Consider the following 13974-nt stretch of genomic DNA (forward strand, 5'->3'; position numbering starts at 1 on the left):
CCGGCGCCGCCCCCTTACCCACCCCCTACGACCCCCCTATGTTGACGGTCTCACCCCCACCTGCCTCGCTGGAAACAAATTCCCTAGTACCGCGCTGCTAGCCTTCGCCACGCAAGCGGAACCGGTATCACCACAATGGACATTTCACGCCGTCTTTCCTTTCTGGAATGGAACGGAATTCATCATGACGCAAACACGGTTCGCCGACTCCGGACCGGATCTGGAATACGCACCGCGCACCGCATTGTCGGATATCGGGCACGCCGCCGACCTCACCGTCGGCGACCACGTGCTCGGGCGGATCAACTACACCACCGCCGCGTCCGACCCGACCGTGTCGGGCACGGGTCATCCCGTGCTGGATCTGCACATGACGGCCGGGCCCGGCGGCGCGTTCAGCGAGGTGTGGATCACCCGCGGCCCGGTGAGCTCGGGTGAACACGACGGCGTGGTCTTCGCGCACGACGGCGAGTTCCTGCTGTGCGCGGGCCGGGTGCCGCAGGCCGCCACGTACGCCGCCGCGACCGAGCGCGCCTATCTCGCCGCGCTGACACTCATGCGGGAGCTGGACTACCGGCACTGCTACCGGATGTGGAACTTCGTCAACCAGATCAACGGGCCGAACGCCGACGGGCTGGAGGTCTACCGGGACTTCTGCCTGGGCCGGGCGAACGCGTTCGAGAAGACGGGCTTCGACGAGGACGCCATGCCCGCCGCCACGGGCATCGGCTCGCTCGGCGGCGGCATCGGGTTCTACTTCCTGAGTGGCCGGTCCGGCCGGCCGACCATGATCGAGAATCCGGAGCAGATGTCGGCGTACCACTACCCCCGGCGCTACGGCCCGAAGGCGCCGAAGTTCGCCCGCGCCGCCCACCTCGCCACCGCCGGCAGCGGCCACGTGTACGTCTCCGGCACCGCCAGCATCACCGGGCACGAGACCCGCTACAGCGGCGACATCGTGCGCCAGACCCACGTCTCACTGCAGAACATCGCCCGCGTGATCGGTGCCACGAACCTGTGGGAGCACGGCATCCCGGACGGCTATTTCCTGTCCAGCCTGGATCACATCAAGGTCTACGTACGTCACGCCGAACACATTCCGGTGGTACGGCAGATCTGCTCGCGGGCATTCTCCCCGGCCGCCGAGATCCGCTATCTCAACGTGGACGTCTGCCGTTCCGATCTGCTCGTCGAGATCGAGGGAATAGCGTACTGAAATGCGTCCCGCATTCGCCCCGGCGACCGTCGACGACAGGCCCTGGGAGTTGCTGCCGGCCCGGGAACAGCCCGATTGGCGCGGCCACCCGGATCGTCCGCGATACGTCGCCGCATTGCGTGCGAGTCCACCCTTGGTGACCGAGCGCGACATCGTCACCGCGCACCGGGCGATCGCCGCCGTCGCGGCCGGTGACGCCCGGCTGCTGCAGGCCGGTGACTGCGCCGAGAGCTTCGCCGAATCCGATCCGGCGAGCACCGCCGCGAAGGTGGCGGTGCTCGCGGACCTCGGTGACCTGGTCGCCCGGCGCACCGGCGACGAGGTGGTGCTGTTCGGCCGCCTCGCCGGGCAGTACGCCAAACCCCGGTCCCACCCCACCGAGGTCGTGGACGGGGTGGAACTGCCGGTCTTCCGCGGGCACCTGGTCAACGCGCCCGAGGCGGACCCGCAGGCTCGCGTCGCCGACCCGCGGCGCCTGATCGAGGCGTACCGGGCCAGCGCGCGGGTGATGGCGGGGCTGGGCGTCCACCGGGGCGACGGCGGGCCGTGGGCCAGCCATGAGGCGCTGGTGCTGGACTACGAGAGCCCGCAGGTCCGGCGCGGGGAGTGGAGCGGTGACCGCTACCTGTCCTCCACCCACCTGCCGTGGATCGGCGAACGCACCCGGCAGCTCGACCACGCCCACGTACGCCTGCTGGCCACGGTGGCCAACCCTGTCGCGTGCAAGGTCGGCCCGGGTGCCACCCCGGACGAGGTGGTCGCGTTGTGCGCGGCGCTGGATCCGGGCCGCACTCCGGGACGGCTGACCCTGATCGCCCGGATGGGCGCGGAACGCATCGACGCCCTGGCACCGATCGCGCGGGCCGTGCACCGGGCCGGGCACCCGGTGGTGTGGCTCAGCGACCCCATGCACGGCAACACGGTGCGCACCGAATCCGGGGAAAAGACCAGACACCTGGCCACTATGATCCGGGAGGCCTCGCGCTTCCGCACCACATTGGAGGCGCTCGGGCTGCATCCGGGCGGCCTGCACCTGGAGGTCGCCACGACCGGGGTCACCGAGTGCGTGGGTGGCCCGGTGCCCGACGAGGGATCGGTCGGCGAGCGCTACGAGTCGCTGTGCGATCCCCGGCTGAACCCCGCGCAGGCCCACGAACTGATCCGATCCGTTTTCTGAACTCCGGGAGAACCATGCCAGCCGAGGAGCACCTGCCCGACACTGACGTGGATGTGGCGATCGTCGGCTGCGGCCCGGTCGGTCTGGTCCTCGGCATCGTCGTCGCCCAGCGCGGCTGGCGGGTCGCGATCCTGGAACGGTACGCCGACCAGTACCCGTTCCCGCGGGTCGTGGCGTTCGACGGCGAGACCGCCCGCAACTTCGCCACGGCCGGGCTCAACGACAACCTGTACGAGCTGGGCGAGCCCGTCGACGAGTACGACTTCCAGAACGCCGACGGCAGGACGCTGCTGCACCTGCACTCGCCGTACGAGCCGGACCGGGACGGCTGGCCCAAGGCGATCGTCATGCACCAGCCGACGTTCGAGGCGGCGCTGCGCGAGCACGCCCGGACACTGCCGACACTGCGGCTGCTCACCGGGCACACGGCCGAGCGGATCACCGAGGACGGCGACCGGGTGGAGGTCGACGGCTCCGGCTTCGACGCACCGTTGACGGCCGGCTGGGTGGTCGGCTGCGACGGGGCGAACAGCTTCGTCCGCGAGCACGTCGGCACCCCGGTCATCGACCTGGAGTTCGCGCACGACTGGCTGCTGTGCGACGTGGTGTTCCACGAGCCGCGCACGTTCGTCCCCAACGACGTGCAGATCTGCGACCCGCGCCGCCCCACCACCATCGTCTCCAGCGGGCGCGGGCACCGCCGGTGGGAGTTCATGCGGTTGCCCGGCGAGAGCATCGAGGACCTCAGCCGGGCCGAGACGATGTGGCGGCTGCTGGAGCCGCACGGCGTCACCCCGGACAACGCGGAGCTGACCCGGCACATCGTCTACACGTTCCGGGCGAACATCGTGCGGGACTGGCGGCGGGGCCGGCTGCTGCTGGCCGGGGACGCGGCGCATCTGATGCCGCCGTTCATCGGGCAGGGCATGTGCTCCGGCATCCGCGACGCGGTCAACCTGGCCTGGAAGCTGGACCTGGTGCTGCGCGGCGTCGCACCGCAGACCCTGCTGGACGCGTACCCGGAGGAACGCGACCCGCACGTGCGGCGGACGACGGACCTGGCCATCGAGGTCGGCAGGATGATCTCCGAGCTGGATCCGGTCGCCGCCGCCCGCCGCGACGAGGCGATGTTCGCCCTGCAGCGGGATCCGCAGCGGGCCGCCGCGGCGACGCCGCAGTACTTCGCGCTGGAGGACGGCATCGTCCGCCGCGACGCCGCGGGCGCGCCCGCCGCTCTCGCCGGTGACCTGGTGCCGCAGGGCCGGGTCCGCCGGGGCGAGCACACAGCGATGTTCGACGACGTCGTCGGCCGCGGGTTCGTGCTGTTCGCGGCGTTCGACCCCTTCCTGGCGCTGGATTCCGACGACGTGGCGTTCCTCAAGCAGATCGACGCGCACGTGGTCCGGGTGCTGCCGTCCCGGATGCCCGTCAAGGGACTCAAGGACCACGAGGTCGTCGACGCCGACAACGTCTACCTGCCGTACCTGACCGGGGCCCGGCAGGTCGGCGCGCTGGTCCGGCCCGATTTCTACCTCTTCGGCAGCGCGGCGTCCCGGCCCGATCTGTCCACGCTGGTCAAGGACCTGCGGGCCCAGCTCACCTAAGGAAGGTCAGGCCGTGGCCGCCAGGTGGCCGTGCAGCTCGGTGGGCAGCTCCCGCCGGTACCTGATCCGCAGCTTGCGGTAGACGCGCGTCAGGTGCTGTTCGATCGTGCTGGCCGTGATGAACAGCTTGGCCGCGATCTCCCGGTTGGTCAGGCCCGCGGCGGCCAGCGCGGCCACCCGCAGCTCCGACTCGGTGAGCAACGCCAGCCGGTCACGGGGATGCTGCCCGTCGCCGTCCATCCCGGTCCGCAGCGGCAGCACCCCGTCGCTCAGCACCGCCGCGCCGCACTCCTGCGCCACCTGCGTCGCCAGCCGGGCCATCGGCGCCGCCCGGCGCAGCTGGCCCACCGCGCGGTAGGCGCTGCTCAGGTCGGCCATGGCGCGGGCCAGCTCGAACCGGTCACCGCAGCCCTGCAGAATCGACACCGACTCGGTCAGCAACTGCGGCCGGCTGTGCGCCGGGCTGGTCGCGGCCAGCAGCCGCAACGCCACCCCCCGGGTACGCGACCCCTCCGGCCCCACCTTGGCCAGCTGCTCGTTGAGCAGGCGCCGCACCTCGGCCCGGTTCTCGTTGCGGCGCAGCCAGGCGTCCGCGACGCTGGTCCGCCACGGCACCAGGCCGGGCACGTCCATCCCCCACGCCGCGGTCAGCTCCCCACAGGACAGGAAGTCCGCCAGCGCGGCGTAGTCGCGGCCGGTGGCCAGGTAGTGCTCGCCGCGGGCATGCAGGTAGTGCAGGCCGTACCGGCTCTGCAGCAGGGTGTCCGGGACCGGTTCGGCCAGCAGCCGGGCGGCCTCGTCGCGGTGGCCCATCCGGGTCGCCGCCGTGATCGCACAGCCGAGGGGCAGACCCGCTGCCACTCCCCAGCCCGCGAGCGGCAGGAGGCTCAGCGCGGCGGTGGCGTCGCGCAGGGCGGCCGCGAGTTCACCGCGGCGCAGCGCCACCTCGCCGCGGACCGCGGTGACGAACGCGACGCCGAGCGGGGCCGACAGCTCCGCCAGCAGGTGGTCGCACCACGACCGGGCCTCGTCGAGGCGCTCCGCGTACAGCAGCACGAGCAGCGACTGCAGGGCCGTCTGGACGCCCCAGGTGTAGTCGTCGCTCGGGCGGGCGGCTTGCAGCAGCAGCTCGGCGTCGGCCACGGCCTGCTCCCGGCCGCCCCGGCCCAGCACGGCGACCAGTGCCGCCGCCGACTTCCACCACACCCCGGCCGCCTGCCCGGCACCGCCCGGCGGCCCTGCGGTGCCGACCGACGTCCGAGAGGTATCGACCGGTGCCGGTCCGCGGTGTGCCAGCGTCGGGAAGGTGGCTGCCAGCCACAGCTCCATCGCCTGACGCTCGGCGTCCGGCGGCTGCGCGGACCGCGCGTGGGCGAGCACGGACGCCGCCGGGGCGAACCGGCCGTACCACGCCAGCTGCCCGGCCAGCGCGACGGCGTCGCGGCCGCCGAGTTCGCCCGCCTCCGCGGTGCGGACCAGCTCCGGCAGGTGCCGCCCGGCGACCGCGGGCCGCAGCCGCCATTCGACGCGGGCCAGCTCCGCGACGATCGCGCCGCGGCGGGCGTCGCCGTCGGCGGCCGCCCCGGCCAGTTCCAGATACCGTACGGCGTCGCCGAGGCGTTCCCGCCGTACCGCATGCCGGGCCGCCTCCCGCAGCACCTCGACCGCACCGTCCATCCACCGCGGTGGCGTACCGGTGCCGTGCGCTGCCGCCTGGACGAGCAGGGGGGCCACCTCGTCCGGTGGTGCGCCACGCTCGTGCCGGTGGCGGGCGGCCCGGCCGTACAGTGCGGCACGCTCCGACGGTGTCAGCTCCGCCAGGACGGCCGCGCGGGCGGCGGGGTGGCGCAGCCGCCCGCCGGACAGCAGCCCGGCGGCCGTCAGCGGGCCGACCGCGTCGGCCACGGTCGGCGCGCCGAGCCCCGGCAGCTCCCCCGCAATGTCGAGCACGGCCAGGGCACGGGCGACGTCACGCGCGTCCGGGCCGCACCGGTGCAGGCAGCTCAGCAGCGCCTGGCGGTAGCCCACACCGGGGCGTCCGCCGTCCTCGCGCAGGGCCTCGACCAGCAGCGGGTTCCCGCCGGTGAGCGGGAACGCGTCGGGGTCGCCGCCGCACAGGGCGCGCACTGTCGATTCGGACAGCGGTGCGACCGTGAGCCGGGCGCAGTGCCGGTGGCGCAGCAGCTCGGTGTGCAGCGGCGAGGTCCGGGGATGCGGCCCGGCGGTCTCGGTGAGCACGATCAGCACGGCCGTCGTGGCGGCGCGCCGGATGCAGGCCAGCAGCCAGTCCACCGACGGGTCGTCGGCGTGCGGCACGTCGTCGACCGTGATCAGTACGGGTCGCCGGGCCGCCCGCTCCACCACGGCACGGCAGAGGTCCTGCACGACGGCGGCGCCGGCGTCGGTGCCCGGTGCGGGCATGCGGTCCGGGCCCAGCAGCTGCCCCACCACGCCGAACGGCAGCGCCCGCTCCGGTTCCGCGCAGGTGGCCCGCAGCCACGTCCAGCCGTGGGCCGCCACGTCCTCCCCGAACAGGTGCACGAGCGCGGTCTTGCCCGCCGCCACCGGCCCGCTGACCAGCGTCACCCGGCCGTGCCCGGCGCGGGCCGACGCGGCCAGCTCGCGCAGCGCGGCCCACTGCTGCTCCCGCTCGGCGAGTTCCGGCGGGGCGGCACCGCGCTGCTTCTGCCCGGTCGGGGCCGGCGTCTTCTGCCCGGCCCGCGTTGCGGAGCCGGGGCGCTCATGGGGGGTCGGCTCCTGCGGGGCGGACCTGTGCGGCTCGCGCTGGGCCACGGCGGAAGCCATGCTGACGTACCCCTTCGGACGGTGGTCGAGGTGAACGCAGCCTAAGAGCGGCAAGACTAGGAAACTTCCGGAGTTCCGGTCGCCAGGATGCAATCCATGACTGCGCGCCAGGGCCCGATCCTGTTCGTGAGCATGCCCGAGAGCGGGCTGCTGAACCCCATGCTGGTGCTGGCCGAGGAGCTGTCCCGCCGGGGCACGCACGACCTCTGGTTCGCCACCGACGACAACCGGCGGGCCGACGTCGAGGCGGCCGGGGTGGGCTCGCCGGTACGGTTCGTCTCCCTCGGCGCGGTGATCTCCGAGCTGTCGTCGGTGACCTGGGACGACGAGACGTACCGGGCGGTGACCCAGCGGTCGCGGTTCAAGGCCCGCAGGGCGGTGATCGAGAAGACGTTCGTGCCGCGGCTGCAGGCGGAGAAGTACCGCCTGCTGGAACGGGCGGTCGACGAGATCGAGCCCGCACTGATGGTCGTGGAGAGCATGTGCCAGTACGGCTTCCAGCTGGCCATCACCAGGAAGATCCCGTATGTGCTGAGCAACCCGTTCGTGGCCAGCAACGCGGTCAGCTCGCTGGTGCCGATCGGCAGGTCGTACACGCCGAAGGACTTCCCCGTGCCGCACTCGGGCTACTCGGCGCGGATGAGTCTCGCCCAGCGGCTGAACAACCGGCTGTTCCGGTGGCGGATGCTCACCCTGTTCCTGTCGAAGACGATGAAGCAACGCAACGCCGAGGACGCCGCCGTCCGCGCGGAACTCGGCATCGACCCCGCCGCGGTCGGCCAGATGACGCGGGTGGAGAAGGCCGAGTTCGTGCTGAACTACTCGCTGCCCGAACTGGACTACCCGTTCGACATCCCGCCGATGTTCCGTACGGTCGGCGCGCTGGTGCCGCCGCTGCCGCAGGCCGAGCCGGGCGAGCTGAACGAGTGGCTGGACGCCCGGCCCTCGGTGATCTACCTGGGGTTCGGGACGATCACCCGGCTCACCGGGCCGGAGGTGGCCGCGCTGGTGGAGGTGGCCCGGCGGATGCCCGCCCACCATTTCCTGTGGAAGCTGCCCACCGAGCAGCAGGAGTTCCTGCCGTCACCGGACCGGCTGCCCGCGAACCTGCGCATCGAGAACTGGGTGCCCTCGCAGCTCGACGTGCTGGCCCATCCGAACGTCAAGCTGTTCTTCACGCACGGCGGCGGCAACGCGTACCACGAGAGCCTGTACTTCGGTAAACCGATGGTGATGCGTCCGCTCTGGGTCGACTGCTACGACCAGGCGATCCGGGGCCAGGACTTCGGGGTGAGCCTGACGCTGGACACGCCGCGCACGTTCCGCCCCGACGACGTGGTGGACAAGCTCAGCCGGGTGCTGTCCGACGACTCGTTCCGGGTCAACGCCGAGCGCTTCGCGGCTCTGCAGCGCGCGGCGGGCGGCCGGACCCGGGCCGCCGACCTGGTCACCGAACTGCTGCCCGCACGGGAGGCCGCCCGCGATGTCTGACACCGACGCCGACGCCGTCCCGTTCCTGCTGCGCGGGCCGGGAAAGCCGTTCCCCCCGCCCGAGTACGCCGGGATGCGCCGCCGCGACGGCCTGGCCCGCGCGGTGCTGCCGTCCGGGACACCGGTCTGGCTGGTGACCCGCCACGAGGACGTACGGGCGGCGCTGACCGACCCGCGGATCAGTTCCGACCCGACGCACGAGGGTTTCCCCCGCCCCGCCAAGACCGTCGGGGTGCCCTCGGCGCAGGAGGTGCCCGGCTGGTTCGTGGCGCTGGACCCGCCGGAGCACGACCGGTTCCGCAAGGCGCTGATCCCCGAGTTCACGGTGCGGCGCATCAGGGAGCTGCGGCCCGCCATCCAGGCGATCGTGGACGCCAGCGTGGACGCGATGCTGGCCAAGGGGAACACCGCCGATCTGGTCGAGGACTTCGCTCTGTCCGTACCGTCGCTGGTGATCTCGATGTTGTTGGGTGTGCCCGCCGTCGACAGGGACTTCTTCGAGGCCAAGACGAAGGTGCTGGTGACCATCAGCGCCAGCGACTCCGAGCGCGCGAAGGCGAGTGAGCACCTGCTGCGCTACGTCAATCGGCTGATCCTGCTGCGCACCAAACGGCCCGGCGACGACCTGCTCAGCCGCCTGATCGGCAATGGGGTGCTCAGTGTCGAGGAGCTGTCCGGGGTGGCGATGCTGCTGCTCATCGCCGGGCACGAGACCACCGCCAACAACATCGCGCTGGGCGCGGTGACCCTGCTGACCAATCCGGAGTGGATCGGCGACGACCGGGTCGTGGAGGAGCTGCTGCGGCTGCACTCGGTCGCCGACATCGTCGCGCTGCGCGTCGCGGTCGAGGACGTGGAGATCGGCGGGCAGCTGATCCGGGCCGGTGAGGGCATCGTGCCGCTGGTGGCGGCCGCCAACCACGACGAGAACCAGTTCGGCTGCCCGGCGCACTTCGACCCGAGCCGCTCGGCGCGCCAGCACGTCGCGTTCGGGTACGGCGTGCACCAGTGCCTCGGGCAGAACCTGGTGCGGGTGGAGATGGAACTGGCGTACCGGACGCTGTTCGCGCGGGTGCCCGGCCTGCGGCTGGCCGTGCCGGTCGAGGAACTGCCCTTCAAGTACGACGGCGTGCTGTACGGACTGCACGCCCTGCCGGTCTGCTGGTAACGGAGGAACCATGGCCCACATCGAGATCGCGCCGGGGCGTTGCATAGGGGCGGCGCAGTGCGTGCTGTCCGCGCCGGAGCTGTTCGATCAGGACGACGACGGCATCGTGGTGGTGCTCGACGACGCTCCCTCGGGTGAGCTGGTCGAGTTCGCCCACACGGCCGCCATGGTCTGCCCGTCCCAGTCCATCACCGTCGCCACCGACTGAATCCTGATGGCTCCCGCTAGGACCCGGTGCGGTGCGCGCTCCAGTGGGCAGCGGCGGCCGCGAGTTCAGCACGGTGCCGCGCCGGTGACTGCTGGTGCCGTACCCGGGTGAGGGCGGCGATCGCTGCGGCGAACGCGTCCAGCGCCTCGGGCCGGGCAGCGGCCCACGCCGGGATCGCGCCGGCCCACGCCTCGGCCTGGCTCGCGGTGTGACCGGCGCGGATCAGCCGGATCACCATGAGCGCGGTGTCGACCCACGCCGCGCCACGACATGGCATTGACCAGTCGACGACGGCGACACCTTCGCAGCGGAGGAGGACGTTGCGCGGGCTCACATCGGTATGGGCCAGAGTCTGCCCATCGACCATTTCGGGCTCGATCCATCCGGCCCACCGCTCGGTTGCGGGCTGGACGCGCACCGGCGGGCCGGGCGTGAGTTCGTCCGCGACGGCAGTCAACGTCGCGGAAATCGTGGGAAGGTCTCGAGAGCCGACTCCCAGATCGGGATGCCGACCGGGAACGTGATCGAAGCCGAGCAGCAGCCAGCCATCCTGCTCGATCCGCCAGCGCAGCCGGGGAACCCGGTCGGGTAGGTACGAATTCAGGCGGGCCTCGTTGCGGTGCATCCATCCGAGCGGATTGTCGCCGTCGACGGCCTTGCAGAAATACTGGCCGTCCCGGGTGTCCAGGACTGCGACGAGATCGGACACCGAGCCCGTCGCGACCGGCCGAACCCCGGCGACACCGCCGACGCGCTGCTCGATCGCGGCGCGCACCGCCGGCGGTAGGTCATGCCAGTAGCGACGGGTCACGGCGATGTTTCCCTCCTCGGCGATTCCAGGGCGAGCCTACGTCCGCAGCGGAGTCCTACCCGGTGGGGCTATCGTGGCATCCCGCATGGCACTGGGTGCATTCCGCCGAGTCGATCGACCACAGCTGCGGGTCGATCTGATATCCAGCCGCCCGGATCGCCTCGACAGAGTCCGCCAGCGTCGGCCGGTCTCGTTCGTTATCGGGCTGCACGTCGTCGGGCACGTGGTGGATGAAGCGACCCGCGACACGCTCGCAGAACTCGGCGTACTCACGGGTGTAGAGGATGAACGTGTGCCAGCCGATATCGACCAGGTCGCTGGGTCCGATCGGCGGGCCTGATGGCGAGGGGATACTCGCTTGCCTCGTCACTGGCCACCAAGCTGGGTGACGATCCGCTCGCATGGGTCCTCGCTGACCGAGGGCTGGCCGTCGCCCGCGAAACCGCCGACGGTCTCACAATCGCGGCGGCCACGCATACGGTCGCCATCACGATGCGGCGCGAAGGCCACCACACCACCGCGCTTGCACTACTCACCACCACCGCCGAGCGGCTTGGCGCCGATCGCCATGGCGCGTCGCCCGAGCTGTTGGCTGCTTTCGGGAATCTCATGTGTACCGCCGCGTACTGCAGCGCCCAAGCCGGCCAGGCTGCTGACGCCGCCACGTACATCGGCGAAGCGGCCACCGCTGCGGCGCGCATTGGCGACTCCCGAGTCAGCGGCGTGATCCCGTTCAGCCAGGCCAGCGTCACCGTCTACGAGATCGGCATGCACAGCGCACTCGGCGACTCCGCCGCCGCGCTTCAGAGCGCGGCCGCCGTCCAGCCCGCCCAGCTGGCCAGTCCGGAAAGATACGGTCGGTACTGCGTCGATACGGCCCGCGCGTGGGCGCTGCACGGTCGGCCCGACAGGGCCGTTCAGGCCTTGCTGTTGGCCGAGCGGCACGCCGGGGAAGAGGTGCGCCGGCCCTCCGTCCGCGACCTGGTCGCCACCCTGCTGCACGCCCCCACGACATCACCGCCCGGGCTGCGAAGCCTTGCCGGCAGGATCGGCGCTCACACCTGACGCCCGAGTTCGGCCGTCAGCATACTGCCCGGCCCGGCGGCTCGCTTCGCACGAACTGCCGCGCTGCGGAAGTCCAACGCGGCCGCCCTTAGGAGCGAGGCGACCGCGTCGGTGACTCGCTACAGGGCCACGCGCCTGCGGGGACGTGCGGCAACCATCAGGCCGCCCCCCGCGAATACCGCTGCTGCGCCCAGCAGGAGCAGAGTGGCGATGCCGGGGCCGGTGACCGGCAGGCCGGCCGCGCGGACCGTGATGTCCACCGCCATCGACCGCGGTGAGCCGTCCGGCGCCACGCCCTGGGCAACGAGGGTGTGCTCACCCGCGGCCAAGCCTGGTGGCACGGTGATCGCCTTGCGGAAGTCGCCTGCCGCGTTGGTGATCGCGGTGCCGAGCAGCAGCGGATCCGAGTAGCCCGTGATGTTCACCGTGGAGAAGCTGGCGAAGCCGGTGCCGACGAAAGTGATCCGCTGTCCGGGCTCGGCCGTGGTGATGTTGCCGTCGGTGGTGGTCAGCGTGAGGTTGGTGGACGGCGGCGACGGCGGGATGACCGGCGCGGTCGCGGTCACCGTGCCCTCGCCGGTGGTGACCACCGAGCTGCCGTTCGGGCCGCGCGACACCACGGTCAGCGTGTACGGCCGCCCCGCGACCGCCCCCAGCAGGCACGTCAGCGCGGTGGTCTCGCACGAGGTGACGATGTCGCCGGAGCGCGCCGTGGCCATGTAGTCGTCGATGGCGCTGGTGTCGGCGGGCGCCGTCCAGGTCACGGTGATGGAGGACTGGCCGGGGTCACCGGAGATCGTCGGCGGCGCCGGTGGGCGCGGCAGGATCTCGACGGTACGTTCCTCCGACTCGGCCGGGTCGTAGACACCGTTGCCGGCCTGCACCGCGGTCACCTTGCAGTCGCCCTCGGACTTGACCGTCAGCGTAGTGCCGCTGACGGTGCAGACGCCGGTGGTGCTGGACCGGAATCCGACCGGCAGCCCGGAGGACGCGGTGGCGGTCAGGGTGCTGGTGCCGACCTTGCGCGGTCCGGGCTGGGCGAACGTCACGGTTTGGGAGAGCTTCTCGACCTCCAGGCGGGGGAAGCAGGACGCGGACTGGCCGGATCCCCCGCCCGGAACCTCGGCGAGGCAGACGCCGAACGCCGACTCGGCATGGTTCAGCTGGCTCAGGGAGCTGGACTGCAGCTCGAACACGCCACCGGCGTTCGCTCGCACCTGCACGCTCGACGCGCAGGAGGTGTCACCGGCGCCGATCGAACCGCCGGTGAGCGCGAAGATCCGGCCGCCCACGGTCGCCGAGACCGTGCCTCCGCAGTCGTTGCTGCCGGCCGCCGAGACGACGAGCCCGGACGGGAACGTCACCCGCCACCCGATGGCGGACGTCACGACCGTCGGGTTCTGGTCGCTGCGGTACAGGTGGAGATTGAGCGTCGACGTCTGGCCGACGGTGATGCCGCCGGGGCTGAAATAGCCGGTGATCCGCGGCGGCGCGGTCGTCACGACCAGCGTGTCGGTGGTGATCCCCGCACCGATGTCCTCGCTCGTGGCGGTGACCGACGAGTTGTTGATCGTGTACGTGCCGGAGTACCCGGAGGTCACGGCGACGCCGAGGGTGCACTGGGATTCCGCGGCGTCCAGTTCGATCCCGGACACCACGACCTGGTCGTCGCCGACGTTCGGCGCGAACGTGGCGCCTGTGCAGTCGATGTCGACGTCGGCGGACGCGACTGTCACATGATCCGGCAGAGCGATGGTGAACCCGATGCCGGTGAGGTCGACGGCGGTCACGTTCGGGTCACGCTGCACCGTCAGGGTCAGGCCGGACGACTGGTGGTCACGGATCGAGGACTCGGCGAACGCGGCCCGCAGGTGCGTCGGGAAGCCGTTGAGCGTGGTGACCGCCCCTGCCGTGCCCTTGTCGGCGGCCTTCGCTGTCGTGCCCTTGGCGGCAGCGTTGGTCATCGGGTGGCGGGGAGCGTCGGGCGATGTGCCGTGTCCGGCGTGGTGGGAGGTCGCCGCGGAGGGCGTCCGCGCCGCGGCCGGCTGGCCGCCTGCTCCCGGGCCTGCCAGCAAGGCCATCACGGTGGCGGCACCGAGCGCCGCAGTCCGCCTGCGACTGAGTCGATCCATGGTGGGCTGCGCCTTCCCTCGACACGCGAGTCTCACGTGCAAGGTATGCGGAGAAGATCACTGGATCGCGGTTTCGGCTGATCCGACAACTTTCGGATGAATTGCCGGATTTCTCGACGAGGCCCGTCGGCTGTGCCTCACGAGGGTGAGGCACAGCCGAGGAGCGGACGCGCTCAGAGGCCGGGCCGGGCGGCCAGGTCGGTCAGCCACTCGTCGATCAGCTGGGCGGTCATCGCGGAGTCCTCCATGACCATTGACATGTGATCGGTCTTGATCTCCCGGACCTCGTCGGCGGGC

At 71.7% G+C, this 13974-nt stretch carries 11 protein-coding genes; 8 read left to right on the forward strand and 3 right to left on the reverse strand.

Going from position 1 to position 13974, the window contains the following annotated elements; genetic code table 11:
* Positions 1 to 184: 184 nt before the first annotated feature.
* The 3 genes from ACMCNN_RS15840 to ACMCNN_RS15850 are packed head-to-tail and all read left to right on the forward strand — an operon-like array spanning position 185 to position 3997.
* Positions 185 to 1216: an FkbO/Hyg5 family chorismatase gene (locus ACMCNN_RS15840; RefSeq protein WP_412746976.1), complete on the forward strand. Its 1032-nt coding sequence runs from the start codon at positions 185 to 187 to the stop codon at positions 1214 to 1216.
* A gap of 1 nt (position 1217) precedes the next feature.
* Complete coding sequence (locus ACMCNN_RS15845) at positions 1218 to 2393, forward strand: 3-deoxy-7-phosphoheptulonate synthase (protein WP_412746977.1); 1176 nt, start codon at positions 1218 to 1220, stop codon at positions 2391 to 2393.
* A 14-nt stretch (positions 2394 to 2407) separates the two neighbouring features.
* On the forward strand, positions 2408 to 3997 hold the full coding sequence (locus tag ACMCNN_RS15850) for a bifunctional 3-(3-hydroxy-phenyl)propionate/3-hydroxycinnamic acid hydroxylase (RefSeq protein WP_412746978.1): 1590 nt from the start codon (positions 2408 to 2410) through the stop codon (positions 3995 to 3997).
* Positions 3998 to 4003: 6 nt separating this feature from the next.
* On the opposite strand, the gene ACMCNN_RS15855 is transcribed toward ACMCNN_RS15850, so the two are convergent.
* On the reverse strand, positions 4004 to 6802 hold the full coding sequence (locus tag ACMCNN_RS15855) for an AAA family ATPase (RefSeq protein WP_412746979.1): 2799 nt from the start codon (positions 6800 to 6802) through the stop codon (positions 4004 to 4006).
* Between the two features lie 96 nt (positions 6803 to 6898).
* On the opposite strand from ACMCNN_RS15855, the gene ACMCNN_RS15860 reads away from it, so the two are divergent.
* Genes ACMCNN_RS15860 through ACMCNN_RS15870 form a run of 3 tightly spaced genes read left to right on the forward strand, consistent with a single transcriptional unit; the run spans position 6899 to position 9669 of the window.
* Positions 6899 to 8293 carry a glycosyltransferase gene (locus tag ACMCNN_RS15860; protein ID WP_412746980.1) on the forward strand — a complete coding sequence of 465 codons (1395 nt, stop codon included), beginning with the start codon at positions 6899 to 6901 and terminating at the stop codon, positions 8291 to 8293.
* Positions 8286 to 9461 carry a cytochrome P450 gene (locus ACMCNN_RS15865; RefSeq protein ID WP_412746981.1) on the forward strand — a complete coding sequence of 392 codons (1176 nt, stop codon included), beginning with the start codon at positions 8286 to 8288 and terminating at the stop codon, positions 9459 to 9461. Before ACMCNN_RS15860 ends, ACMCNN_RS15865 begins: the two co-directional genes overlap by 8 nt.
* 10 nt (positions 9462 to 9471) lie before the next feature.
* Positions 9472 to 9669 (forward strand): ferredoxin, encoded by a 198-nt coding sequence (locus ACMCNN_RS15870; RefSeq protein WP_412746982.1) that lies wholly within the window; start codon positions 9472 to 9474, stop codon positions 9667 to 9669.
* Positions 9670 to 9685: 16 nt separating this feature from the next.
* Here the strand turns inward: ACMCNN_RS15870 and ACMCNN_RS15875 are convergent, their stop codons facing one another.
* Positions 9686 to 10480, reverse strand: a complete 795-nt coding sequence (locus tag ACMCNN_RS15875; RefSeq protein WP_412746983.1) for a phosphotransferase — start codon at positions 10478 to 10480, stop codon at positions 9686 to 9688.
* A gap of 85 nt (positions 10481 to 10565) precedes the next feature.
* Between ACMCNN_RS15875 and ACMCNN_RS15880 the strand changes: the two genes are divergently transcribed.
* Together ACMCNN_RS15880 and ACMCNN_RS15885 are read left to right on the forward strand one after the other, a co-directional pair.
* Positions 10566 to 10820 (forward strand): hypothetical protein, encoded by a 255-nt coding sequence (locus ACMCNN_RS15880; RefSeq protein WP_412746984.1) that lies wholly within the window; start codon positions 10566 to 10568, stop codon positions 10818 to 10820.
* Complete coding sequence (locus ACMCNN_RS15885) at positions 10820 to 11545, forward strand: hypothetical protein (RefSeq protein ID WP_412746985.1); 726 nt, start codon at positions 10820 to 10822, stop codon at positions 11543 to 11545. Before ACMCNN_RS15880 ends, ACMCNN_RS15885 begins: the two co-directional genes overlap by 1 nt.
* Before the next feature lie 119 nt (positions 11546 to 11664).
* On the opposite strand, the gene ACMCNN_RS15890 is transcribed toward ACMCNN_RS15885, so the two are convergent.
* Positions 11665 to 13509: a hypothetical protein gene (locus ACMCNN_RS15890; protein ID WP_412746986.1), complete on the reverse strand. Its 1845-nt coding sequence runs from the start codon at positions 13507 to 13509 to the stop codon at positions 11665 to 11667.
* Positions 13510 to 13974 lie beyond the last annotated feature (465 nt).

This window comes from Krasilnikovia sp. MM14-A1004 (genome assembly GCF_047159485.1).
Taxonomy (GTDB): Bacteria; Actinomycetota; Actinomycetes; order Mycobacteriales; family Micromonosporaceae; genus Actinoplanes.

What these genes read in the sequence shown, in the direction of transcription:
- ACMCNN_RS15840 (WP_412746976.1), top strand. Translation starts at nt 185, where the DNA reads ATGACGCAAACACGGTTCGCCGACTCCGGACCGGATCTGGAATACGCA.
- ACMCNN_RS15845 (WP_412746977.1), top strand. Translation starts at nt 1,218, where the DNA reads ATGCGTCCCGCATTCGCCCCGGCGACCGTCGACGACAGGCCCTGGGAG.
- ACMCNN_RS15850 (WP_412746978.1), top strand. Translation starts at nt 2,408, where the DNA reads ATGCCAGCCGAGGAGCACCTGCCCGACACTGACGTGGATGTGGCGATC.
- ACMCNN_RS15855 (WP_412746979.1), bottom strand. Translation starts at nt 6,802, where the DNA reads ATGGCTTCCGCCGTGGCCCAGCGCGAGCCGCACAGGTCCGCCCCGCAG.
- ACMCNN_RS15860 (WP_412746980.1), top strand. Translation starts at nt 6,899, where the DNA reads ATGACTGCGCGCCAGGGCCCGATCCTGTTCGTGAGCATGCCCGAGAGC.
- ACMCNN_RS15865 (WP_412746981.1), top strand. Translation starts at nt 8,286, where the DNA reads ATGTCTGACACCGACGCCGACGCCGTCCCGTTCCTGCTGCGCGGGCCG.
- ACMCNN_RS15870 (WP_412746982.1), top strand. Translation starts at nt 9,472, where the DNA reads ATGGCCCACATCGAGATCGCGCCGGGGCGTTGCATAGGGGCGGCGCAG.
- ACMCNN_RS15880 (WP_412746984.1), top strand. Translation starts at nt 10,566, where the DNA reads ATGGCACTGGGTGCATTCCGCCGAGTCGATCGACCACAGCTGCGGGTC.
- ACMCNN_RS15885 (WP_412746985.1), top strand. Translation starts at nt 10,820, where the DNA reads ATGGCGAGGGGATACTCGCTTGCCTCGTCACTGGCCACCAAGCTGGGT.
- ACMCNN_RS15890 (WP_412746986.1), bottom strand. Translation starts at nt 13,509, where the DNA reads ATGACCAACGCTGCCGCCAAGGGCACGACAGCGAAGGCCGCCGACAAG.